At 69.8% G+C, this 22,662-nt stretch carries 21 protein-coding genes; 14 read left to right on the plus strand and 7 right to left on the minus strand.

The window, feature by feature from the left end; all coding sequences use genetic code 11:
- Positions 1–8: 8 nt before the first annotated feature.
- Positions 9–1,838, minus strand: coding sequence for a M14 family zinc carboxypeptidase (locus ACTOQ2_RS15045; protein WP_440100188.1), 1,830 nt, complete (start codon positions 1,836–1,838; stop codon positions 9–11).
- A gap of 152 nt (positions 1,839–1,990) precedes the next feature.
- Positions 1,991–2,398 carry an ATP-binding protein gene (locus ACTOQ2_RS15050; RefSeq protein WP_440064013.1) on the minus strand — a complete coding sequence of 136 codons (408 nt, stop codon included), beginning with the start codon at positions 2,396–2,398 and terminating at the stop codon, positions 1,991–1,993.
- 192 nt (positions 2,399–2,590) lie between these two features.
- On the opposite strand from ACTOQ2_RS15050, the gene ACTOQ2_RS15055 reads away from it, so the two are divergent.
- Together ACTOQ2_RS15055 and ACTOQ2_RS15060 are read left to right on the plus strand one after the other, a co-directional pair.
- A complete protein-coding gene (locus ACTOQ2_RS15055; protein WP_440064015.1) occupies positions 2,591–3,415 on the plus strand; it encodes a helix-turn-helix domain-containing protein in 825 nt (274 codons plus the stop codon).
- 33 nt (positions 3,416–3,448) lie between these two features.
- Entirely contained in the window at positions 3,449–3,679 is a 231-nt protein-coding gene (locus ACTOQ2_RS15060; protein WP_440064758.1) for a DUF397 domain-containing protein, read from the plus strand.
- Positions 3,680–3,982: 303 nt separating this feature from the next.
- Here the strand turns inward: ACTOQ2_RS15060 and ACTOQ2_RS15065 are convergent, their stop codons facing one another.
- Positions 3,983–6,964 carry an AAA family ATPase gene (locus ACTOQ2_RS15065; RefSeq protein WP_440100189.1) on the minus strand — a complete coding sequence of 994 codons (2,982 nt, stop codon included), beginning with the start codon at positions 6,962–6,964 and terminating at the stop codon, positions 3,983–3,985.
- Between the two features lie 14 nt (positions 6,965–6,978).
- The gene (locus tag ACTOQ2_RS15070; protein WP_440100190.1) at positions 6,979–7,671 is read right to left on the minus strand and encodes a hypothetical protein; all 693 of its coding nucleotides are present in this window, start codon (positions 7,669–7,671) and stop codon (positions 6,979–6,981) included.
- Positions 7,672–8,567: 896 nt separating this feature from the next.
- Here ACTOQ2_RS15070 and ACTOQ2_RS15075 point away from each other — a divergent pair.
- Genes ACTOQ2_RS15075 through ACTOQ2_RS15120 form a run of 10 tightly spaced genes read left to right on the plus strand, consistent with a single transcriptional unit; the run spans position 8,568 to position 14,478 of the window.
- Positions 8,568–9,281, plus strand: a complete 714-nt coding sequence (locus tag ACTOQ2_RS15075) for a hypothetical protein (protein WP_440100191.1) — start codon at positions 8,568–8,570, stop codon at positions 9,279–9,281.
- Between the two features lie 5 nt (positions 9,282–9,286).
- Positions 9,287–10,486 carry an SRPBCC family protein gene (locus tag ACTOQ2_RS15080; RefSeq protein ID WP_440100192.1) on the plus strand — a complete coding sequence of 400 codons (1,200 nt, stop codon included), beginning with the start codon at positions 9,287–9,289 and terminating at the stop codon, positions 10,484–10,486.
- 25 nt (positions 10,487–10,511) lie between these two features.
- Complete coding sequence (gene gvpJ, locus ACTOQ2_RS15085; protein ID WP_440100193.1) at positions 10,512–10,952, plus strand: gas vesicle protein GvpJ; 441 nt, start codon at positions 10,512–10,514, stop codon at positions 10,950–10,952.
- A gap of 1 nt (position 10,953) precedes the next feature.
- Complete coding sequence (locus ACTOQ2_RS15090) at positions 10,954–11,832, plus strand: GvpL/GvpF family gas vesicle protein (RefSeq protein ID WP_440100194.1); 879 nt, start codon at positions 10,954–10,956, stop codon at positions 11,830–11,832.
- Positions 11,833–11,848: 16 nt separating this feature from the next.
- A complete protein-coding gene (locus ACTOQ2_RS15095) occupies positions 11,849–12,070 on the plus strand; it encodes a gas vesicle protein GvpG (protein ID WP_440100195.1) in 222 nt (73 codons plus the stop codon).
- Positions 12,071–12,115: 45 nt separating this feature from the next.
- Positions 12,116–12,559 carry a gas vesicle protein GvpO gene (gene gvpO / locus ACTOQ2_RS15100; RefSeq protein ID WP_440100196.1) on the plus strand — a complete coding sequence of 148 codons (444 nt, stop codon included), beginning with the start codon at positions 12,116–12,118 and terminating at the stop codon, positions 12,557–12,559.
- Positions 12,560–12,569: 10 nt separating this feature from the next.
- Positions 12,570–12,995 (plus strand): gas vesicle protein, encoded by a 426-nt coding sequence (locus ACTOQ2_RS15105; RefSeq protein ID WP_440100222.1) that lies wholly within the window; start codon positions 12,570–12,572, stop codon positions 12,993–12,995.
- Positions 12,988–13,782, plus strand: a complete 795-nt coding sequence (locus tag ACTOQ2_RS15110) for a GvpL/GvpF family gas vesicle protein (RefSeq protein WP_440100197.1) — start codon at positions 12,988–12,990, stop codon at positions 13,780–13,782. Before ACTOQ2_RS15105 ends, ACTOQ2_RS15110 begins: the two co-directional genes overlap by 8 nt.
- Complete coding sequence (locus ACTOQ2_RS15115) at positions 13,772–14,047, plus strand: gas vesicle protein (protein ID WP_440064030.1); 276 nt, start codon at positions 13,772–13,774, stop codon at positions 14,045–14,047. The genes ACTOQ2_RS15110 and ACTOQ2_RS15115 overlap by 11 nt, the downstream gene beginning before the upstream one ends.
- Positions 14,044–14,478, plus strand: coding sequence for a gas vesicle protein K (locus ACTOQ2_RS15120; RefSeq protein WP_440100198.1), 435 nt, complete (start codon positions 14,044–14,046; stop codon positions 14,476–14,478). The genes ACTOQ2_RS15115 and ACTOQ2_RS15120 overlap by 4 nt, the downstream gene beginning before the upstream one ends.
- Before the next feature lie 101 nt (positions 14,479–14,579).
- Here ACTOQ2_RS15120 and ACTOQ2_RS15125 read toward each other — a convergent pair whose 3' ends face one another.
- Together ACTOQ2_RS15125 and ACTOQ2_RS15130 are read right to left on the minus strand one after the other, a co-directional pair.
- Positions 14,580–17,243 (minus strand): glycoside hydrolase family 3 N-terminal domain-containing protein, encoded by a 2,664-nt coding sequence (locus ACTOQ2_RS15125; protein WP_440100199.1) that lies wholly within the window; start codon positions 17,241–17,243, stop codon positions 14,580–14,582.
- A gap of 589 nt (positions 17,244–17,832) precedes the next feature.
- On the minus strand, positions 17,833–19,203 hold the full coding sequence (locus ACTOQ2_RS15130; RefSeq protein WP_440100200.1) for a hypothetical protein: 1,371 nt from the start codon (positions 19,201–19,203) through the stop codon (positions 17,833–17,835).
- Positions 19,204–19,456: 253 nt separating this feature from the next.
- Between ACTOQ2_RS15130 and ACTOQ2_RS15135 the strand changes: the two genes are divergently transcribed.
- The gene (locus tag ACTOQ2_RS15135; RefSeq protein ID WP_440100201.1) at positions 19,457–19,924 is read left to right on the plus strand and encodes a glycine-rich domain-containing protein; all 468 of its coding nucleotides are present in this window, start codon (positions 19,457–19,459) and stop codon (positions 19,922–19,924) included.
- Positions 19,925–20,024: 100 nt separating this feature from the next.
- The gene (locus tag ACTOQ2_RS15140) at positions 20,025–20,768 is read left to right on the plus strand and encodes a phosphotransferase (RefSeq protein ID WP_440100223.1); all 744 of its coding nucleotides are present in this window, start codon (positions 20,025–20,027) and stop codon (positions 20,766–20,768) included.
- 214 nt (positions 20,769–20,982) lie between these two features.
- Here ACTOQ2_RS15140 and ACTOQ2_RS15145 read toward each other — a convergent pair whose 3' ends face one another.
- Positions 20,983–22,527: an MFS transporter gene (locus tag ACTOQ2_RS15145; RefSeq protein ID WP_440100203.1), complete on the minus strand. Its 1,545-nt coding sequence runs from the start codon at positions 22,525–22,527 to the stop codon at positions 20,983–20,985.
- Positions 22,528–22,662 lie beyond the last annotated feature (135 nt).

Genomic DNA, 22,662 nt, shown 5'->3' on the forward strand with positions numbered 1-22,662 from the left:
AGAAAGGATCAGGGCTGCTGGGTGATCTTGACGTTGTCGACCCCGGCCTCGACCAGGGAGGCGCCGGAGGCGTCACCGGCCTCGATCAGGATCCGGACGCTCTGCCCGGCGAAGGCGGACAGGTCGGCGGTGGCCACGGCCCAGGCACCGTTGCGGTTGGAGGCCGCGCCGAGTTGCTGGAACACCTGGGTGGTGGTGGAGCCGACGACCTTCACCCGGAAGAAGTCGGCGCTGGAGGCGTTGGAACCGTGCGCCAGATACCACGACAGCGACAGGTTCAGCGTCCCGGTCGACGGCAGGGTGATGGCCGGTGACCGGATGCTGGTGATGCCTCCGTCGATGTCGTGTTCGCCGGCCGAGGCGCCCGCGAGCCTGCCGGTGACCAGGTCGTTGGTGCCGCTGACGGTGGTGCCGAGCTGCTTGGCGCCGCTGGAGGTGGTGGCCGCCGGGTCGCCGCGTTCCCACTGGCCGGAGGTGGCGGTGTCGGTCCCGGACGGGTTGGTCGTCCAGCCGGTCGCCGTCTCGAACTCGTCGGAGTAGACGGTCACCGGCGGGGTGCCGGTGCCGCAGTACTGCGACTCCTTGCCGATGATCCGGTAGACGCAGTCGGCGTACTCCAGGAAGCGCAGCGTGGCCTCCCGGTTGCGGGTGGTCTGCGGGCCGATCTGCTCGTCGGGGGGGTAGAAGCCCGGCGAGGAGCTGACCGGGTACATCTCGAAGGTGTAGCTGAAGATCTTGTAGACGCCCCACAGCCAGTCGTCGATCGTGCCGTCGGTGATGTAGAGGTCGCTGGCCTGCTGGGGGGTGTAGTTGTTGGTGGAGGCCATGTTCTGGCCCAGGGCCGCGTGGGCGTCGCGGTCGTCCTGGGTCAGGCCGGGGCCGGTGTCGTTGTAGGTGTAGCCGTACGGCCACAGGATCAGCTCGCTGTAGGTGTGCCAGTCGATGTGCGCCTTGATCTGCTGCACGCCGCCGACGACCCGGCTGCGCACCCAGTTGGCCACCGCCCGCACCTCGGGGGCCGACTCGGCCGCCGATCCCCGGTAGGTGTCGCTGGAGGGGGAGCCGGAGGAGCCGCCGCAGCAGCCCCAGTTGTAGCCCCAGTTGCGGTTCATGTCGGTGCCCACGGCCGAGGAACCGGAGTTGGGCTGGCGGTTCTTGCGCCACGAACGGTAGGAGCCCGTGGCGATGTCGTACTCGCCGCCGTCGGGGTTGAGGTCCGGCATGATCCAGATCTCGCGGCCGTTGACCAGGTTGGCGATGCGGCTGTCGGTGGCGTACCCGTCGGTGAACAGGTTGAGCAGGTAGATCGCCATCTCGACGGTCAGGTGCTCGCGGGCGTGCTGGTGGTGGGTGAACAGCACCTCGGGTTCGTTCTCGTCCGTGGCGACGTTGTCGCTGATCTTCACGGCGATCAGGTCGCGTCCCTCGTACGAGGTGCCGTAGCTGATCTTGCGGGCGATCGTCGGGTGGTCGGCGACGATCTGGTTCACCGCGGCGGTCATCTCGGCGTAGTTGTGGTAGCCGGAGTCCGCCGACGGGAAGTCGGAGCGCTGCTCCGGCCCGGTCGGGTATAACGACCTGGGGATCTTCGTGACGGTGTAGCCGAGCTTCTTGATCTCGGCGACCTCGGCCTCGCTGGCGGTGATCACGACCGAGTCGGGGTCGACCTGGTCGATCGCGGCACCGGTGGCGGCCACCGCGCTTCGCTGCTGGGCGGTGCTCGGCCCCTGGACCTTGTACTGGCTGTTCGGTTGTGGCTCGGCCGAGGCTCCCGCCCCGGTCACACCGAGGCACAACAGCGCCAAGGCGGCGAACACCACGATCAGACGGCGTCTCACCTGCGTCCTCCTCAGGCACGCACTCTAGGGTTTTGTCGCGTGCCTCCACCGAGAGTCAAACAGCCGCGTTGATTAGCAAAGGCCCAAATTTTGGGAGCGGCGGGAACTCGGCTCCGCGCCATGGAAAGGAGCGGGGTGAGGGCGAGAGAGATTCAGAAGACGACCTCGAACCAGAGCGTCCTGGACCCCTCAGGGGCGTCGTCCTGGATGCCCCAGTTGTCGGCGAGCAGATCCACCAGGAACATGCCCCGCCCGCCCTCCGCCTCCGGGTCGTTGCGCACGTGCGGCGCCGACGCCCCGGACCCGGCGTCGCAGACCTCGACCAGCACCGCGGCCGACCCCACCGCCACCGTCATCGCGACCTCGCCGCCCCCTCCGGAACCGGAGTGGAGCACCGAGTTCGTCACCACCTCGCTCACCAGGAGGACGACGTCGTCGGACGCGGGGTGCCCCTCACCGAGCAGCTCCCTGACCCGGCTCCGCGCCACCGACACCGACTCCGGGACCCCCTTGAGGGTCACCGTTGATCGGGGTGAGACGGCCCGCCGTCCGGTCGTCATGATTGACCTCACTCCCTGACACGCATATTCCATGCACATCGCCCTGTGAGATGGCACACTCACTCACGGTGAACTGTTCTATCAAGGACTGCAATACCTCATGTTGGGATTCCACAGATTTGCTATCAAAGGACGGAGGGAGGTAGATGCGTGGCTTCTCGACGCAGCCCCACGGCCCGTCATCGCCGTCTGATGGCTGAGCTGAGCCGTCTGCGAAAGGACAGCGGGCTGACGCGGGTGGAGGTGGCCGAGCGGATCGGCTCCACCGACACCACCGTCTGGAGGTACGAGACGGGCCTGTCCCGGCCTCGCCCCTCGGACGTGTCGGCCCTCACCGATGTGTACGGCGTGACCGGGGAGGCTCGAGACTCCCTGATCCAGATGGCCGTCGAAGCCAGGAGACGGGGCTGGTGGCACCCTCACCGCGAGACCCTGAAACCCGGTTTCGACTCCTACATCGGGCTCGAGGCGGAGGCGTCGCTCGTGCGCTCGTACGAGCCGCTGGTCGTCCCCGGCCTGATGCAGACCGAACCGTACGCACGCGCGGTGACCGAGGCGACCTCAGTAGTGCAGACCCCCTCCAAGGTCGAGGAGACGGTCTCCGTGCGCATCTCGCGTCAGCGGTTGCTGCACGGACCCGGTGACCCTATCCACCTCGTGGCCGTGCTCGACGAAGCGGTGATCCGGCGTCGGATCGGCGGTCGCGACATCATGTCGGAGCAGCTGGAGCATCTCGTCCACCTCAGCGGGCTGCCCAACGTGGAGATACGGGTCATCCCGTTCTCCGCGGGGGCCCACCCCGCGATGGACGGCCAGTTCTGCCTGCTCAGCTTCCCCGAACCGGAGGATCCCGACCTGCTCTACCTGGAGCAGGCCGCGAGCGGGAACGTGCCGGACGATCCTGCGCAAGTCAGCCGATACGCCTCCATGTTCGAGAGCCTCTGCGCCATGGCTCTCAGTCAGGAGGCGTCGGCGGCCTTCATCGCCCAGATGGCGAGAAGGTTTTCCACCCCCTAGTACCCGAAGGAAGAAAAAGTGCGAGGGTCCACGATGGATCTGTCCGGCGCCCAGTGGCGTAAGAGCGTCCGCAGCACCAACGGAGGCAACTGCGTGGAGGTGGCGGTCGTCCCCGGTGACGCGGCGGTCGCCGTCCACAAGGCCGACTCCGACCACCTCTACCTCGTCCGCGACTCCAAGGATCCGGGCGGCCCGGCGCTGGCGTTCACCCGGAGCGAGTGGGACGCCTTCGTCGGCGGCGTGAAGGACGGCGAGTTCGACTGACGGACCTCCGGGGAGACCTGCCTCACGGTTTCCCCGGAACCTCCGACCACAGCCCGCCCGCGGCCTCGGCCCGGCGGGCTGTGCTCGTCGTCCGTCACTCGTCGCCCGTCACTCGTCGCCCGTCACTCGTCGCCCGTCATTGGCGCTCGTCGCCTCGTCGCTCGGCATCTCGTTTCTCGCCGCTCGTCGCCTCGTCGCTCGTCATCTCGTTTCTCGCCGCTCGTCGCCTCTCTTCCACGTCACTCGTTGCTCGTTTCTCGCCACTCGTCGCCTGTCGGAAATCCCGCGACCCGCCGGGAATCCTCAGCGCGGGGGCCGTTCGTCGTCGCCGTTGTACCCGAGGATCCGCATGGCGACCTCGGGCTCCATCGCCGCGGCGAGCAGCTGGGCCCGTTCCACGGCGCTGTCCCGCTGGGCCTCGGCCCTGGCCCTGGCCGCCTGCGACCCCCGGGTGACCGCCGCCACGATGGCCGCTCCCGCGATCGCCGCCAGCACGGCGACGACCACCACCACGAGCGTGCCGGAATCCGGCGAGCCCGCCCGGCCCAGCGCGACCGTCCCGCCGTTGAGCGCGTAGGTGCCCAGTGCCGTGAAGGTCGCCAGCGCGGCCAGGCTGGCCGCGATCACGAACACCGTCCGCGGTTTCCCGCCGCGCGTCGCGGGGGCGGCGGGCGACGGCGTGGGCGACGGCGGTGACGGGCGGCGCACCGGGGTGTCGTCGCCCCAGGGCACGAAGTCGGGTTCGGCCATGGACACCGGGGACACCGGGGACACCGGGGACGCCATGGACACCGGAGACACCGGAGACACAGCGGTCGGCACCATACCCGGCATCGTGTTCTGCACCGTGCTCGACACCGTGGAACCGTGACCGTTGCCCGTGAGCACCGCGCCGTGGACGACCGCGGCGGGTTCGAGCCGGGGCAGCGCCGGCGGGACGGGCAGGGCGCGCGCCACGTGGCTGTGCTCGCGGTGCGCCCGCGCCGCCTCCAGGTGATACTCCTCGATCTCGTCGTAGAAGTCCTCCGAGAGGTAGACGGAGCCGTCGATCAACGGCCCCCGCCTGCGTTCCAGGATCGCGACCACGTCGTCACCGTTGAGCGTCTTGTGCGCCTCCAGCGCGTGCGCCAGGCACAGGACGTCCCGCCGGTGCTCGCGCAGCAGTTCCTCGGTCCGGTCGAGCAGGCCCACCAGGTTGAACTCGATGCGCTCGCCCAGCACGTCGGGTGCGAGCGGCTGGCTGCCGCCCGGCGCCTTGGTGAAGCCGATCCCCCCGCCGCCGGGCTTGGGCATCGACTTGCCGCCCATGATCTCCAGCTCCTGCAGCGCGGGCACCGAGGTCACCCCGCGGCCCATGCCCCAGTGCGCCTCCATCAGCGCGGTGAGGTACGTCGCGGAGAACAGGTCGCCGGAGACGCCGGAGGAGTTGTCGTCGCCAAAGAACATCCGCTCCCCCGCCAGGGAGGCGAGCGAGACCATGATGTCGGCCTCGTGCTCAGACTTCCAGCGGGTGAACTGGTCCTCGGGCTTGATGCTCGCGACCATGCCGAGATAGTCGGCGCCCTTCTCGATCGTGGCGATGTCGATCTCGAGGTGGTAGCGGGTGCGGTACGCCGCCACGGCGTGGCAGGCCTCGTGCACGGCCACGGCGTGCCGCTCGCGCTCGATGTACTCCACGTCCTCGGGCGGCCCGAGCTGCTTGAGCCGCTTGGCGCGGGTCACGTCCGACCAGGTGATGGTCTCCCTGCCGTCGCGGATCGCGGTGATCAGCGACTCGTTCACCAGGTCCTTGATCGTGGCACCGGTGGCGTAGGGCGTGATCGTCGCCAGCTTGTCCAGCTGCGCGTCGGTCAGCTCGTGGTCGACCTTGTCGAAGTAACCGCGGTAGGTGCGGACCCGGCCCGCCTTCGACGGGTAGCCGACCTTGTAGATGCGGTCGATGCGGCCCGGCCGCAGCAGTGCCTCGTCCAGCGAGTTGGGCATGTTGGTGGCCATCATGACCAGGATCCGGTACTTCGGCGGCGGCTTGGGCCGCATGCCGAAGAGCCTTCGCACGTGCCGGTTCACGATGCCCCTCGGCTTCTTCAGGCCGGACAGCTCGGTGAGCAGCGCCTGCAGCGTGCCCGGGTCGCCGCCACCCCCGCCCATGCCGCCCATCATGAAGCGGCTGCGGCCGGTGTCGGGTTCCTTCGGTCCGGCCGCGCCCTGACGGGTCAGCAGCCAGCGGGTGTCCTCGCTGAGGTAGCCGAAGCCGTGGCATCCGGCGGCGTGCGGGGAGAACCCGGGGGCGCCCCGGGGGCCCTGCTGCGCCAGCGAGCCGCGCTTGCCGAGGGAGTCGGCCTCGTCGAAGAAGACGATCACGCCGCCGTACCGCAGCGAGAGCTTGCGCAGCTTCCTGAACAGCGACTTCACCTTCAGGATGCCGATGCCCATGAACATGTTGACGAACGCGCCGGGGTCGACGAACACGTACGGCTTGCCGGTCTCCCCGGCCACCGCCTCGGCCATCAGGGTCTTGCCGGTGCCCGGCGGGCCCCACAGCAGCAGGCCGCTGGGCACGTAGCCGCCGCGCTCCTCGATCGCGTCCGGCCTTTCCAGGAAGACGATGTTCTCCTTGACCCGCTCGACAACGTGGTCCTGGCCCCAGACGTCGGTGAAGCGGGTCTTGATGTCGTCGGGGAAGTACGTCTCCACGCCGCCCCGCGACAGCAGCCAGAACAGGCCGATGAACTGGAAGGCGATGAAGAAGAACGCGAAGGCGAGCTGCGCCATGTACGGCAGGGCCTGCCAGAGGAGGGCAGGCGCCTGGAACAGCGCGAGCGCCGGAGAGGTGTCCAGCACCTCGCCGAGGATGAGGGCGAGCACCGCGATCCAGAACACCCACTTGATGGCGCGCGCCATCCTGAAACGGTTCCAGTCGGAGAAGCGGCGATGGGTCCAGCGCTCGAAGCCGCCGAACACGCCGCGCGTCCAGAACCGGTTGTATCCGGCGGACCGCTCGCTGACGAAGAAGTGGAGTTGCCGCAGGAACTCCGCCCCGAGGAGCCAGAAGATCCACGGCGCCGCGATCGCGGTGATGATCATCGCATCCCGGAACGTGATGATGCCCTCGTACGAGGCCATCTCACTCCACACCAGGATGAAGTAGATGATCGTCAGGATGAGCAGGAATTTGATCCGGTCCCAGAACGGCATCTTCTTGCGCTTGTCGGGATGCGGATCCGTCGGACCGGAGCCGGGAGCCCGGAGTCCTTCGAAGTTGGGAGGCGGTGGAGGTGACTTCATGGACGGGCTTCTCCTCACCCGGCGAGCCGCTTGACCTTGAAAGATTGCGCGATCTTCTCGAATTCCCCGGCGCGCTTCCGGTAGCAGGCGGCCGAGCAACGGATCAGCAGGGTGGAGATCTGCTTGCCGTCCTGGGCCAGGTAGGAGGTGAGGTCGAAGGTCTCGATCCCGGCCCCCTGGATCGCGTAGTTGAACCGCACGTGCACCCCGCGCAGGCCGTCTCCCGGCTGGAGCACCTCGTCGGCGAGCAGCTCGAAGTCCCGCAGCGGATAACCGGGGATCTTCGCGTACTCCTCGCGCACCGTCTCGGTGACGGGCAGGACGGAGTTGCGCATGGTGTTCAGGGACAACGAGTCCTGCTCCTCGGGGAGGAGCTTGGCGATCCGGGCGAAGACGAACGGCTCGTCTCCGGTGCCGTAGCCGAGAAGGTGGTCGGCGGACGGCTCGGCGTGGGCGTCGTAGGCGGCCGACCAGATGAGCTGCTTGCGCAGCCGCGCGGTGGCCGATTCGGGATCGGCCCCGACGGTCGCCTTGTCCAGCGCCGCCTGGTCGACCTTCCGCCAGGTCGCCGGAACCTTGAAGTACGTTTGCCCGTCGTCGTGGCGGACGTAGGTGAACTCGGCACGTGCGCATCCCGTGAGCCCGCCGGCCATGGCGGAGACGACCGCCACGGCCACTACAGCGAACCCGGCCCTTGATCTTTTCACCAGGGCTATACCTCCGCTTTACGGGTTAACGAGGTGGTTGTGCCCGTTTTCCAGGCAACTCTCTCCTCTCTTAGCTCTCCCAATCTGCGAAAAATTGACCAAATCTTTCCAGGAACCCGGCTTCACTTGTTACACAGTGCCGGTGTTGGATTCCCGACATCATTGAACCCTCAACCTCCGCTTCGGAACAGAGGCCGGGCGGGCCTTCCCTCTCCCTTTTTCTCCGGACCGGACGCTCCCCGGAGCACACGACGCGTTGAACCGTGCCGCGAGCGGGCGGGAACCGGCGCGGGGCCCGCCGGCCGTGCCCCGCTACGTTCCCGAGCGGCCCCGGGCCGGACTCCGGCCGTCCCCGGCACGGCCGGGGCGGTGAGGGACCGGACTCCGGCCGCGGAGGATCCTCCCCCGCCATGACATGAATCGACGAATGGCGCGCGTACCCATTCGGAGCGACATTAACAATAACGACGGATCATGTTCCGCGATAAATTCTCAAAAGCCGATCGTGAGCCGTCGCCACCGGTCGAGGTCACGGCCGCCGGCGATCACCGGCCCCCATGGGAGTGGCGGGTCCCCGGCGATCGGGCCGCCGAGTTAGGGCGGACACACCCCTGCCCGCCCCACACGGGGGCGCCCGCTCCGGCGGAGGACACGAAAGAGCTCGCGGAACACCCCCTGCCAGAGCAATGCCCCTTTTGTTACCTTTTTACCCATATATACCCTTATTCAGATTTTTCAGGGTAAGGAGATATATAGCCTACGAAATATAATGATTTTATGCCTTTAAAAGAAAAGGCATTAAAAATCATCAATGCCGCCTTCCTTAGCGATGCGCCGGTGAAAACCCCTCGGGGAGGTGGAGCGCACGACGAGACAGCCGACAAGGAGTGATGATCGTGAACAATGAAGTACGAATAGCCCTCGCCGTAGCCGGCGGCTACCTCCTGGGGCGACGCCAGAAGCTACGGCTGGCGATGGCGCTGGCCGCCGCCGGAGCGACCGGCCGGTTGACCTCCGGCCAGGGCGACCTTCTCCAGCAGGGGCTGAAGGTGCTCAGTTCCTCCCCGGAACTGGCGAAGATCACCGAAAGTATCCGGGGCGATCTCGTGGACGCGAGCAAGACCGCCGCCAAGGCCGCGGTGAGCAGGCAGATCGACTCGCTGAGCACCAGGCTTCACGACCGGGCGGAGTCCCTGCGCAACCCGCTGGAGGACCTGGGAGAGGAGCCCGAGGAGGGCGAGGAAGGCGAGGAGCCCAAGGGACGCCGCGGGCGCATAAAGGGCATCCTGTCCCGCAGGAAGGCCCGGCGACACGAGGAGGACGAAGAGGAGCCGGAGACCGACGAGGAGGAGCAGGACGAGGAAGAAGAGGAAGAGGAAGAAGAGGAAGCCCCGCCCGTCCGCAGGCGTCCCGCCTCCTCCAAACGCCGTGGTGCGGCCAAGCCCACCCGGAAGGCACCCCGGGACTCCGGTGACGAGGAGGATGAAGCGGACGAAGAGGACGAAGAAGAGGAAGAGGAGCCACGGCCCAAGGCCAAGCGCCGGCCTCCCTCCCGGAGCGGATCGGCCTCTTCCCGCAGCAAGCCGACGCCCGCCAGGGCACGGGGGTGACCTTGATGGCCGAGACCTCAAAGAAGCGTCCCGACCGTGAGGGCGGCGACGAGCCGCCCACCAACCGGCTCAGCCAGGAATTCCACAACCTCATGGGAGCCCTCGGAGAGCGGGCCCTGTCGTCGGTGAGCGGAAAGGTCGAAGGCGTGACCGGCCGGCTGGCCGACTACGCCGGAAGCGGCGGATCCAGTCTGATCAGCGCGCTGACCGGCTCCAAACACCCCAAAACGGCGATCGCCGGGGGCATGGTGAAGGGGCTGGGCAAGATGGCGGTCGGCGGCCTGGTCAAGAAGTTCACCGGAGGCGGCAAGGGTGGTCAGAGCGGGAAGCTGAAGATGATCAACATCATCGAGACGATCGACGTCGGCGCCCCCGTCCGTGTCGTCTACGACCAGTGGACCCAGTTCGGCGACTTCTCGAGCTTCATGAAGAAGGTCGAGGGCGTCGAGCAGAAGTCCGACGAGAAACTGGAGTGGACGGCGAAGGTCTTCTGGTCCCGCAGGATCTGGGAGTCGACGATCCTCGAACAGCTGCCGGACAGGCGGATCATCTGGCGGTCGAAGGGGCAGAAGGGCCACGTCGACGGCGCGGTGACCTTCCACGAGGTCGCTCCCGAGCTCACGCGGATCCTGCTCGTCCTGGAGTACTACCCGCAGGGCCTCTTCGAGCGCACCGGCAACCTGTGGCGTGCCCAGGGCAGGCGCGCGCGCCTCGAGCTCAAGCACTTCCGGCGGCACGTCATGAGCCGGGTGCTCCTGCATCCCGACGAGCTGGAGGGGTGGCGCGGCGAGATCCGCGACAGCGAGGTCGTCAAGGACCAGGAGACGGCACTCCGCGAGGAGGAGGAAAAGAAGAAGGCCGAGGAGGAGGGGTCCGGAGGCCCTGAGCAGGATCGCGCCGAAACCGAGGAGGAGCCCGAGGAGGACGAACTCGAAGAGGAAGAGGAAGAGGAAGAGGACGAAGACGAGGAAGAGGAGCCCGAAGAAGAGCGCGCGGCCGACGAGGACGAGGAAGAAGACGAGATAGAGGAAGAGGAAGAGGAGCCCGAGGGAGAACGCGCGGCCGACGAGGACGAGGAGCCCGAGGAGGAGGAAGAGGAGGAGGAGCCCAAGCGCCCGTCGCGGCGCCGCGGCACCGCAGGTCCCAAGAACGCCAAGGAGGCGCCCAAGCGCCCCGTCCGCCGCAAGGCGGCAAGCCGTACGTGACCGGGGAGACCAGGGAGGAAACGCCATGACCATCGTTCAGCCCTCGGGCGGCGGGGCGAGCGGCCACGGGTCCTCATCGGGCCTGGCCGACGTCATCGACACGATCCTCGACAAGGGACTCGTGATCGACGCCTACGTCAGGGTCTCCCTGGTCGGGATCGAGCTGCTGACGATCGACGCACGCGTCGTGGTGGCCAGCGTCGACACCTACCTGCGCTTCGCCGAGGCCGTCAACCGCCTCGACCTCACCCAGACCGGCAACCAGAAGGGGCTGCCGGAGCTGGTGGAGGGCATGACGGAGAACGGCAGCAGGAAAAAGGTCAAGGGCGCGACGCAGGGACTGCTGGACACGGCAGAGGAGAAGCTCCGCGGCCTGACGAGCGGCGAGTCCGGCGAGGACGAGTTCGCGGAGGCCGACGAGGAGCGCGAGCCGGCGCCCCGCCGCAAGCGGCGCAGGGAGGAGTGAGATGCGCGGTTCCAGTGAAAAGCGCGGAACGGTCCGGACCGGCAGGTCCAGGACCGAGGCCCCCAGGACGGCCGGACGGCACGACACCGGTCGCGGTGATCGGGCCGCCACGGCCCGGTCCGGAGGGCCCGACGCCCCCGGGCGCGTGACCGGCACCTACGTGTACGGGATCATTCCCTCCGACGTCGAGCTGACCCCGGGCACCCGGGGGGTGGGGGACCCGCCCAACGCGGTCGAGCTGGTGCGCCACGAAGAGATCGCCGCCCTGGTGAGCGACATCTCCACCGACCGCCCCCTCGGCAGGCCGGCCGACCTCATGGCCCACCAGCGGCTGCTGGACGCCACCGCCGCGGAGGTGCCCGTGCTCCCCCTGCGTTTCGGGGCGGTGGTGACGGACGCCCGGGCGGTCGTCGACGAACTGCTCGCCCCCCACCACGACGAGTTCCTCGCCACGCTGAACGAGCTGGAGGGACGCGTGGAGTACGTCGTGAAGGGGCGCTACATCGAGCAGGCCGTCCTGCGGGAGGTGCTCGACGAGAACCCGGAGATCGCGCGGCTGCGCGACGAGATCCGCGGACAGCCCGAAGAGGTGACGTGGGACGCGAGGATGCGGATCGGAGAGCTGGTCAACACGTCGATCGCGGCCAAGCGCGAGGCCGACACCGGCGCGCTGGTCGACACCTTCGACCCGCTCTGCGTCTCCATCGTCGTGCGCGAGCCCACCCACGAGCAGGACGCCGCCCACGTGGCCCTGCTCGCGGACACCGACCGGCGGCCGGAGATCGAGGAGGCCCTGGACGAGTTCCGGACCCGGTGGGCCGACCGTGTCGAGCTGCGCCTGCTCGGTCCGCTGGCGGCGTACGACTTCGTCAGGACGTGAAGGAAGGTGATCGATCGTGGAACCGCTGGGGCTGATCCTCGGACTGCCGTTCGCGCCGTTGCGCGGGCTGATCCGGCTCGCGGAGCTGCTTCAGGAGCAGGCCGAGCAGGAACTCCGGAGTCCCGCGGCGGTCAGGCGCCGTCTGGAGGAACTGGCGGAGGCCAGGGCCTGCGGCGAGATCTCCGAGGAGGAGGAGGCCGCGGCGGCGGAGCGGATTCTCACAGAGATGATCGCCTAGCCGGTACGACCGCACCGGCACGGAGACGACGAGGGGAGTGATCGCGTGCCTGTCAGGCGCAGAACCCGTGAGGAACGCTCCACCGACGATTCCTACACAACCGCCGGTGACGAGGCCTTCGAGGACGAGGAACCGTACGAGGAGGACCTGGACGAGGACCCAGACGAGGACCTCGATGAGGACGAGGACGAGCCCGCGAAGGAGCCGCGGCGGCGTTCCCCCGCCCTGTCGGCGGCGACCGCCGGAGCGGCCGGGTTGCGGCACATCGTCAGCCTGACCGCGAAGGACACGGAGGGGGTGACGCTGGTGCGACGGACCGAGGACGGCTGGCTGGTCGAGGTCGAGGTCGTCGAGGACCGTCACATCCCCTCGTCGGGCGACATGCTGTCGCTCTACCAGATCGAGATGGACCCCGCCGGCGACCTGTTGGCGTACCGCAGGGCGAGGCGTTACAGGCGCGGCCGGGCGGACAGCGGCGAGGCGGGCTGACGTGGCCGACGTGACGCGACCCGGCGGCGCCTTCCCCCGGTCCTACGGCGGGGGGACGCCCGGCGGGCGGGAGTCGTCCGGCAACCTCGCCGACATCCTGGAGCGGGTGCTCGACAGGGGTGTGGTGATCGTGGGCGACATCCGGGTGAACCTGCTGGACATCGAGCTGCTCACCATCAAGTTGCGCCTGCTCATCGCCTCGGTCGACACGGCGCGGGAGCTGGGGATCGACTGGTGGGAACACGACCCGTGGCTCACCTCCCGCGATCGCGACCTGGTCGAGGAGAACCGCGTCCTCCGCGAGCGGCTGGCCACCGTGGAGACCGGCGAGGGCACCCGGCGCCGTTCCCTCGGCAGGGGGGAGCGCGCCCGTTCGCCCGACGACGCCCGGGAGCCGAGAAGGGCCGCAAGGCCGAGGGAGGAGCGCGATGCCTGAGGCGGGCACGTATCTCTACGCGATCGCCCGGGACGTGGGCCGCGTCCTCCCGGATCACGTGGTGGGCGTGGCCGGAGCACCGGTGCGCGCGATCACCCACCAGGGCCTGGTCGCGTACGTGAGCCCGGTGCCTTTGGAGGAGTTCGGCGAGGAGCCGCTGCGGCGTTCCCTGGAGGACCTGGACTGGGTCGGGGGGACGGCCCGCGCCCACAACCGCGTCGTGGAGGCCGTGGCGGAGGAGGCTCCCACGGCCCCGGTCCGGCTGGTGACGGTCTACAGCACCGAGGACCAGGTCCGCGACCTGCTCCGGCGCAGGCACGACGACTTCACCGAGCTGCTCGCCCACGTCACCGGGTGCAGGGAGTGGGGGGTGAAGGCGTACGCCGAACCGGGCACGGACGCTCCCCGCGCCGAGGAGGCGCCCGCGAAGACCGACAGCCCGGGAAGGGCGTACCTGGAACGCCGCCGGGCGGGCCTGCGCGGCCGGGAGGACGCCTGGCGCCGGGCGGCGCGGCGTGCCGAGGACATCCACGCCGCCCTGGTGTCCGTCTCGGTCGCCGGCCACCGCCACCGGCCGCAGGACCCGCAACTGTCCGGCCGCGAGGAGGTCATGCTGCTCAACGGCGCCTACCTCGTCGCCGAGGACCGCCGCGAGGAGTTCACCGCGGCCGTCGACGCGCTGCGGAGCCAGGGGATCGAGATGCAGCTCACCGGTCCCTGGGCACCGTACTCCTTCACCTCGATGGACCTCGGCCCGGCCAGCGCGGAGACGTCCGATGACCGGTGACCACCGGCCGCGAGGCGCCGAGCTCGCCGCCCAGGGGCGCATTCCCCCCGAGCGCGTGGCACTCGTGGACCTGCTCGACCGGCTGCTGGCCGGCGGGGTGGTCGTGAGCGGGGACCTCGTGCTGTCCATCGCCGACATCGACCTCGTCCGCATCTCCCTGCGCGCCCTGATCACCTCCGTACGGGACTCCGACCCGATCCCGTCCGCCCGGCCACCCGGTGCGGTCACACTCCTCGGGACCTCAGGGGAAGGAGGCCCACCGTGACCCGCCTCCCCGGCGACCCCCTCGCGGAGGACCTCCGCGGCACGGAGGGCCCTCGCGTCACCCGGGAGCGGCCGCGCCCCGCCGCGAGAAGGTTCAAGGTCACGCGAACCGCGCCCGCGGGCACGGCCGGGAACGCGCGAGGAGCGGCGCGGGCCGTCCGGTGGCGGGTGAACACCGACCCGGAGGCCGTCGAGCGGGACCTGACCCGCCTCGTGCTCACCCTCGTCGAGCTGATACGGCAGCTGGTGGAACGCCAGTGCGTGCGCCGGATGGACCAGGGGGACCTGTCGGACGAGCAGGTGGAGGTGCTGGGCGTGACGCTGATGCGCCTCGAGGAGGCCATGACCGAGCTGTGCGAGCGCTTCGGGCTCTCGCCGTCCGATCTCAACCTCGACCTCGGGCCGCTCGGAACCCTCCTGCCCACCGACTGACGCCCGCCGGGAGTCGTGCAGTCCTCCGGACGCGCGACGTGGCCGGAGGGGCGAGCCCCTCCGGCCACGTCGCCTTCGGATTCCCGGGTGAGGTCTTCTTCCTAGGTCAGGTCCTCACACTTCTTCGCGTCTGAATCGTCGGCCGCCTGCGGCACCCAGCGGACGTTGGCGAACGAGGCGGAGAAGGCCCCCTCGGTGTAGACGAGGAACGGAGTGTTGACCACTTCCAGATCGAGGCCGCCCGCGGCGAAGCAGGCGATGGGGATCTTGACGGTCGACTTCGTACCGACCGGAAGCCCCTGGAAGAGGGAGGTCGCCACCACCTCGGAGAAACACGGGTAGACGCAGTGGACGCTGAGCACGGTCCTGGCGGCCGGGGGCTGGTGGACGATCGTGTCGAAGACCAGCGCCCCCTTCGCGTTGAGGTAGCCCCGCAGGTCCGTACCGCCCGCCGGGTTCTGCATGTAGATCTGGGCGGGACCGGTGCCGGTCCAGGTCGCCTTCAGGGCGTCCTGCTGCACGTTGACGTCCGACTGCACCACGCCGATCTCGGCGTGCGCCGCCTGGCCGTCGGCGCCGATCTCGGTGCCGCCCCAGTTCTCAGGGGAGCCGATGAAGCTCCTGTACGGCGCGATGTCGGTCCGGTTGAAGATCTCCAGCTCCTCGCTCGCCTCGCCGCCACCGCCCTGCTCGCCACAGCCGAACGGGGGCGCGGTCTCGTCGAGCGTCCCGACCGACCCGCTCTGGCCGTCGCGCAGGCCGTACCCGAGCGGGAACAGCGGGTCGTAGCCCTCGGCGCCCGGGTTCAGCGGCGACTGGCAGGCGCTCTTCGGCCACGAGTACGGCAGCCTGCCGGTGAAGCCGTCACGGTGCCTGCCCCGGACGAGCACGTCGGCGACGCCGCCGCCCTCGGTGCCGGGCAGCCACGCGGCGACGAAGGCGTCGGAGCGGTTGAGCTCCTTGTTCATCCACAGCGGCCGGCCGCCGACGTAGACGGTGACGACGGGCGCGCCCTTGCCGGTGACCTTGTCGAGCACCGCGAGGTCGGCGGGGTAGATCTTGGCGGCCTCCAGCGTGCGTCGCGAGAGGTCGCCCACGCCCTCGGCGTAGGGCGTCTCGCCGATCACCGCGATGACCGCGTCGTACGCCGAGGGGTCGACGCCGTCGCCGGTCTCGCTGAAGGTGACGTCGGCCTCGCCGAGCGTCTCGCGCAGGCCGCCGAGGATCGTCGTGCCGTTGGGGAAGTCGGCGTTGACGTTGCCGGTGCCCTGCCAGGTGAGGGTCCAGCCGCCGGTCTGGTTCTGCAGGCTGTCGGCGCTCTTGCCGACCACCAGGACCTTGGAGTCGGCGGCCAGCGGCAGCACCCTGCCGTTGTTCTTGAGCAGGACCTGCGACCTGCGCACGGCCTCCCTGGCGAGTCTCTTCGACTCCAGCGCCTCGGCCGACCCGGCGAAGGCGCGCCTGGACGGCTTGGGACCGTCGAGCACCCCGGCGCGCAGCTTCACCCGCAGGATGCGCGTCACCGCGTCGTCGATGCGCGCCACCGGGATCGCGCCGCTCTCGACCTGGGCGATCGTGTTGGCGATGAACGCCTTCCAGTCGTTGGGCACCATCACCACGTCGATACCCGCGTTGATCGCCTGGGGGCAGCTCGCGTTGGTGCACCCGGCGACCTGGCCGATGCCGTTCCAGTCGGAGACGACGACGCCGTCGAAACCCATCTTCTGCTTGAGGATGTCGTTGACGACGCGCTTGCTGCCGTGCAGCTTGCCCTCGGCGATACCGAGCTCGGCGTTCGTCCAGCTGTTGAACGAGACCATCACGCTCTGGGCCCCGGCCGCCAGGGCTCCGTAGTAGCCCTGGCCGTGCACGTTGATCATCTCGGCCTCGGAGGCGGGGTTGACGCCCTGGTCCACGCCCTTGAGGGTGCCGCCGTCACCGATGAAGTGCTTGGCGGTGGCGATGACGCCGTCGTGGCCGATGCCGCGCGGGTGCCTGCCCTGCAGGCCCCTGACGGCCTCGTACCCGTACGCCCGGGTGATCCGGGGGTCCTCGGAGAAGCCCTCGTACGTGCGGCCCCACCGGTCGTCCTGGGGGACGGAGACGCTGGGCGCGAACGCCCAGTCCTGGCCGGTGGCGCGCATCTGCCGGGCGGTCGCCGCCCCGATGTCGCGCACGAGGCACGGGTCCTGGGCGGCGCCCAGCCCGATGTTGTGCGGGAAGACCGTCGTGCCGTAGACGTTGTTGTCGCCGTGGACGGCGTCGATGCCCCAGATGACGGGGATCTTCGCGCGGGTGGCGACGGAGGCGTTCCAGTAGGCGTCGGCGAGGTCGAGCCAGGCCTTCTGCGTGGCGTGCTTGTCCCGGCCCGGCCAGGAGCCGCCGCCGTTGAGCACCGAGCCGATGAAGTACTGCCTGACCTCGTCGGGGGTGATCGCGGCGATCTCCGGCTGGGTCATCTGGCCGACCTTCTCGGCGAGCGTCATGCCCGCGAGGATCTTCGCCACCCGCTTCTCGTCGGACCGGTTCCGCCCGATCCTGCTTTCGACCTTGGGCCACTCGGAGAGGGCGGGCAGCTTCCTCTCGATGCGGGCGCAGCCGCGGGAGTCCAGGGCGGGCTTGCCGATCACCGGCTGCCGGCCGCCCGTCGCGGTCTCGGCGCCCGCGCTCGGAATCCCGGTGGCACCCGCTGACAGGACGGCGAGACTCGCCAGCACCGCGAGTCCGCTCCGGCGGGCGCCCGGTCGGGCGAAGGGTCTGATCATCGAGGATCCGTTCTTCAGGTACTGCGATGGGCGTGGCGAATCCCCCGAGTCCGCACTGCGCAGATCCTGACGCTGTGACACAGCCGAGTCAATACCCTCGCGAGAGCGCTCTCTCGATCCAATCTGTGATCCACAGGCGTTTCGCCGCTCGCGAACCGCTTCCACCAGGCGCATCGCCGCGTCCGCCCCCAGCGGGTGCGACATCCATATGAGAGCGCTCTCAGCAAACCGGGCGCCCCCGCGACGAGGCTTCGCCGGACGGCGGGCGGTCAAAACGCGGTGTCGCCGCCGTCGACAACGAGGCGCCGACCGATGACGAAACGGGCGCCGGACGAGGCGAGGAAGGCGATCACCTCGGGACCCCGCGGTACCGGCTACTCGTCGGTCGCATCGACCCGGGCCGCGACACCTGCCCTCCGGCGGCGGAGACGCACTCGACGACGGTCACGGCGCCCGCGGTGTCGTGGACGTGGTTGAGGGCGACCGTCCAGCTGTTCTCGGTGAGCCGTACACGTGCCCGACGCCGTGGAGGCGGACACAGGCGGCGAAGGGGCCGTGCAGGGTGAAGTCCCCTCGGCAGCCGCGGCCTTCACGCAGTGGCGTCGCGACCGTGCACGTCGATGAACGGCGCAAGCGTCCGCACTTGCTCGCGAAGATCCCGCACCGTGGCTGTATCCGCGTCGCCCAGCGTGATCGTGATCCGCCTCAGACGCTCCCGGGAAGTGGACCGCAGCCGATCAGCCGGGACCCGCTCCAGCACATCAAGAGCCCGCGCAGCCGCGTCCCCGGGCCGCGCCTCGGCTTCCGCCTGGGCGAGCACGAGCGTTGCCGCCGCCCAACCCGGCGTGTACGGCACACACCCCGCTGTTGACGCCTCAGCGCGACCCACTGCCCGCTCGGTGCGTCCCAGAGCGAGCCACGCCTCCGCTTCGTGCAGGTCGAGCTCAACAGCGTCGAAGCCGAACCGGCCCGGGGCGCCGCCGGCAGGGTCCGCGGCGAGAATGCCGGTCGCCTCCCCCAGAGCACGCTCGGCCTCGGCCGCCCGGCCCAGCTGCGCCAATGACGGCAGTACCGCCCAGCCCAACAATTGAGCCCGCACCAGCGGCGACGCCGCTTTCTCGACGCCGGCCCGCGCGTAGGCGAGGGCTGCGGCCTGGTCGTGGCGGGCGCGAGCCACCATGCTCTGGGCTCCCAGCGCCCACGCGGACAGGCGAGCGTCCCCTACGTGGTCGCCGAGTGCCGCGGCGACCACCAGGTGCGCGCGAGCGCCGCTGTGGTCGGCCAGGTGGAATGCGAGGTTTCCGAGCAGCGCCGACAGCCAGCCGGCCGCGCGGCGCAGCTGGACGCCGGTCGTAGTGTCGGCGGGGGCGGCAAGCGCGTCCCTGAGCAGGCCGCGTGTGGCGTGCACCTCGTCGAACAGCACGCCCGGCGCGTGGCGGGAGTAGTTGAGGGCGTAATGCTCGACGACCGCCTCGACGAGCTCCACCGCCACCGGGCCACCACGCGGGGTGTCCAGCAGGGCCAGGCGCAGCGACTCTCGGACGGCGGGCAGTCCACTGGCTGTGCTCATGAGCTCTACTCCTGACAGCAGGACCGGCGCCCACCCGGAGTAGGCCTCGTACGGCTGACCGTACCGAAGCTCGTCATGCCCGTGCCCGCACACACACCGCAGCCTCAAGCCGAGCTGATCCAGGTGGGTTCCGTACACGCGGGCGAGCATCCCGGCGTACTCCGGGCCTGGCCGGTCCGGACCGTGCTCGAACCGGCACAGCATCGCCTCCGACAAGGTCGGCGGCTTCAGTCCGTCAGCAAGGTAGAGACCAGCGACCTGGGTGATGGTCTGGGCCCGGGACCAGCCCAACGCCAGCCGCCACGCCTCCAGCGGTGACACCTCCGGAAAGGTGGAGCGCAGCGCGGTGACAATCCGCTCCAGCGGGAAGCCCTCGCGCTGTGCGCGCATCCGGATGAGTGTTGCCTCGCGTTGAATCTGTGCACGTCTGGACCTGGTGATCTTCCCCATCGGGGGGACCTCCGCACGTCGCGAACACCGATAGGCGAACCGTGACCGACCAGGCACCTACCGTGCGGGACATCGTGTCCTGATTGACCCTCACCCTCAATGACCAGCGCTCAGCCCTGCAATGACGTGGGCTCCGGCGGCGACGATCGTGAGGGAGCAAGCCGACTGGCACCACCGACTGGGAAGGCCCATCATGACCGTCATCCTCGACCGGCCCGCCACCGCCCGTACCCTCATCAGCTCCGCCCTGTTCGACCGGCTGACCACACGAATCGCCATCGACCACCCCGAGTACGCCCACCACGCCGACGTCATCATGGAGCAGACGCTCGCCTTCCTGGCCACCTGCGCCGCCGACCCCGGCGTCGGCCTCGGCCCGTCCGACACCGTCGACATCGGCTGGCACACGTTTCTGATGTACACGCGAGAGTACGCCGAGTTCTGCCAGGACGTCGCGGGCCGGTTCATCCACCACAACCCCGATGACGAGGCCGACGCGCCCGGGAGGGGTGGCAGTCTCGCGGCTACCATGGCGGCAATAGAGGCGGCCGGCCACCGGGTGGATCCGGCGGTGTGGCCGACCTCGGCCGAGTGCAGCAGCGGCAAGTGCAACCAATGTTACGCGGGGTGCAGCGATTCACCGAAGAAGGCAGTGGGCTGATCTACCCGAGCAAGCGCGCACGGCAATCGAAGAGCAAGTCGGAACGGTCGTCGGCATTCGACCGGCCGAAGCTGGGCTGACCTCGGGACTCGCCGCACATATCACCACCGAGGGGGCCGTTTTCTTCGTGAAGGCGGCCCCCGCTGTCGCACCGGTCGCCGAGCACCTGCTGCGCGAGCGCATCGCCAACCAGGCGCTCTCCGCGCACATTCCGGCGCCTCGCATGATGTGGACCGATGACGTCGCCGATTGGCACCTGCTCGTCTTCGAGCACGCGCCCGGCCAGGAGGCGAACCTGGCGCCCGGCTCCCCAGACCTCCCCTTCGTGATGGACACGGTCGCCGCCATCTCCGGGCCGTGCCCATGGACCGAGGCGCCGTCAGTGACGGCCAAGGCCGCCGCCCTGCTGCGCGAGGCCGAGGCGTTCCTCGCGGACTCCCCTGGCCGCGGCGACTACGAGCCGCTCGTCAAAACCCTCGACCTGAACGAGCTGGGCGGAGCGGCCCTGCTGCACGCGGACCTGCACGCGGGCAATCTGCTGGTCGACGGCGACCGGTGCCAGGTCGTCGACTGGTCGATGGCCTGCCAGGGCGCCGCCTGGGTCGATGTCGCCCTGCTGATCCCGCGGCTGATCGACGCCGGACACGCGCCCATCGAGGCTGAGGGGGTCGCCGCGCGGGTGCCCGCGTGGAGGGCGGCGCCTGCGGGCGCGGTGACCGCGCTGACCGCCACCCGCGCCCTGTTCGCCGCCCGGTTGGCCGAGGTCGGGCCGACGCATCTACGGGCGAAACGGCTGCGGACCGCTACGGCGTGTCAAGCATGGGTGGAATACCGCACCGGCTGACCGAAGCACCCGCCCCCTGAACCTCGCAGGGCAGGCGAGCCGTACCTGCCGCCCTCTGGAGAGGCGTACGGCCAACCGCTATGGCCCGGGGACCGGCTGATCAACGCTCATGGGGAACGGAGCGGAGGAAGTCCTCGCAGTCATCCCCGGACCACGGTTTCGCAGTCGCCCCGCGGTCCTGAGCGCCGGGCAACGGCTCCGGCCACGCCCCCGTTCACCCACGCGCTTCGGGAAGAAGCTCCTCGGGGATCACGTCGGGGACGCCGCGCAGGCTGACGAGCGAGACCACCGCGAGTACGGCGATCGTCACCGCGGCGGTGATCGCGGTCACGTGGACCCCGGCGACGAAGGCCAGCCTGGCGGCCTCGGCGACGGACCTGCCCAGCTGGGCGGGCAGTGCCGCTGCCGCCTCCAGAGCGGTGGGCAGCGACTCCCTGATGAGGCCCACCACCTCACCGGGCACCCCCGCCGGAAGCCTGAGCTCGCCCCGGTAGACGCCGGTGAGGACGCTGCCCAGGACGGCGATGCCCAGCGCGCCGCCCAGCTCGAAGGAGGTCTCGGAGATCGCCGCCGCGGCGCCGGCCCGCTCCCTGGGCACGCTCGCGAGCACGGTGTCGTTGGTTACGGCGAACGTCAGCCCGATGCCCACCCCGCAGACGATCATGGGGGCGAGGAAGTAGAGGTAGGGGGTGTCGAGAGCGGTCTGGCTGTAGCAGGCGAAGCCCGCGGCGGTCATCGCCAGGCCGAGCGCCACCACCCTGGCCCGGCCCCAGCGGGTGATCAGCCCCGCCGCCAGGACCCCTCCGACCGCCGCCGACATGCCCCCGGGCAGTCCCGCGAGGCCGGCCCGCAGGGGCGACCAGCCCAGCACGAGCTGGAAGTACCAGGCGAAGATCAGCGACAGCGCGGACATGCCGAAGATGGCGACGAGGTTGGCGCCGACCGAGGCGGTGAAGGCCCGGCGCCGGAAGAGGCGGATGTCGATCAGCGGCTCGGCGAGCCGGGTCTGCCGCCGGGCGAACAGCGCCAGGGCGGCGATCCCGACGGCCCCCGGCACCAGGACACCGGCGCCGGTGAGACCGTGCACGGCAGCCTCCTTTACAGCGTAGATCAAGCCGATCACCCCGGCGATGGACAGCGGCACGCTCACGAGGTCCACCCGCCCCGCGGCGGGGTTGCGCGACTCCGGGAGCACGACGAGGCCGACGAGCAGAATGAGCAGCATCACCGGCAGGTTGATCAGAAAGACCGAGCCCCACCAGAAGTGGTCGAGCAGCAGGCCGCCAACGACCGGTCCCAGGGCGAACCCGGCCGCGCCCATCCCGCTCCACAGGCCGACCGCCGTGGTCCGCTCCTTCGGATCGGTGAAGACGTTGCGGATGATCGAGAGCGTCGAGGGCATGATCGTGGCACCCGCCACCCCGAGCAGGACGCGGGCGGCGATGAGCAGCTCGGGGGTGGGGGCGTAGGCGGTCACCGCCGAGGCCACGCCGAAGGCCGCGGCGCCGACGAGGAGCAGCCGCTTGCGGCCGATCCGGTCGCCGACGTTGCCCATCGTGATCAGCAACCCGGCGAGCGCGAAGCCGTACGCGTCGCCGATCCACAGGATCTGGGTCGACGAGGGCCGCAGGTCGGCGACCAGCTGGGGAAGGGCGAGATGCAGGACCGTGACGTCGACGGACAGGAGCAGCGCCGCCAGGCAGGCGACGGCGAGGGTCGCCCATCTGCGGCGACCCGTGATCGGAGATTGGTCGTTCATGCCCGTCATCGTGACCGGCGGCGCTGACGGCCCACGCACCTCCCGCTGACGCCCGCCGCACCGGGGGCGCGTGCCGTCCACGCCTCCATCCCCGTCGGGCCGGCCCGGTGTGGGGACAGTCCGGGCCGTCCGGAC

Source organism: Streptosporangium sp. H16 (genome assembly GCF_051918855.1).
Lineage (GTDB): Bacteria > Actinomycetota > Actinomycetes > Streptosporangiales > Streptosporangiaceae > Streptosporangium.

Bases quoted from the DNA above. Each gene is read 5' to 3' on its own strand.
- ACTOQ2_RS15125 (WP_440100199.1), bottom strand. From the start codon at position 17,243: ATGATCAGACCCTTCGCCCGACCGGGCGCCCGCCGGAGCGGACTCGCG.
- ACTOQ2_RS15090 (WP_440100194.1), top strand. From the start codon at position 10,954: ATGCGCGGTTCCAGTGAAAAGCGCGGAACGGTCCGGACCGGCAGGTCC.
- ACTOQ2_RS15080 (WP_440100192.1), top strand. From the start codon at position 9,287: ATGGCCGAGACCTCAAAGAAGCGTCCCGACCGTGAGGGCGGCGACGAG.
- gvpJ (WP_440100193.1), top strand. From the start codon at position 10,512: ATGACCATCGTTCAGCCCTCGGGCGGCGGGGCGAGCGGCCACGGGTCC.
- ACTOQ2_RS15055 (WP_440064015.1), top strand. From the start codon at position 2,591: ATGGCTGAGCTGAGCCGTCTGCGAAAGGACAGCGGGCTGACGCGGGTG.
- ACTOQ2_RS15060 (WP_440064758.1), top strand. From the start codon at position 3,449: ATGGATCTGTCCGGCGCCCAGTGGCGTAAGAGCGTCCGCAGCACCAAC.
- ACTOQ2_RS15110 (WP_440100197.1), top strand. From the start codon at position 12,988: ATGCCTGAGGCGGGCACGTATCTCTACGCGATCGCCCGGGACGTGGGC.
- ACTOQ2_RS15145 (WP_440100203.1), bottom strand. From the start codon at position 22,527: ATGAACGACCAATCTCCGATCACGGGTCGCCGCAGATGGGCGACCCTC.
- ACTOQ2_RS15065 (WP_440100189.1), bottom strand. From the start codon at position 6,964: ATGAAGTCACCTCCACCGCCTCCCAACTTCGAAGGACTCCGGGCTCCC.
- ACTOQ2_RS15050 (WP_440064013.1), bottom strand. From the start codon at position 2,398: ATGACGACCGGACGGCGGGCCGTCTCACCCCGATCAACGGTGACCCTC.
- ACTOQ2_RS15130 (WP_440100200.1), bottom strand. From the start codon at position 19,203: ATGCGCGCACAGCGCGAGGGCTTCCCGCTGGAGCGGATTGTCACCGCG.
- ACTOQ2_RS15135 (WP_440100201.1), top strand. From the start codon at position 19,457: ATGACCGTCATCCTCGACCGGCCCGCCACCGCCCGTACCCTCATCAGC.
- ACTOQ2_RS15115 (WP_440064030.1), top strand. From the start codon at position 13,772: ATGACCGGTGACCACCGGCCGCGAGGCGCCGAGCTCGCCGCCCAGGGG.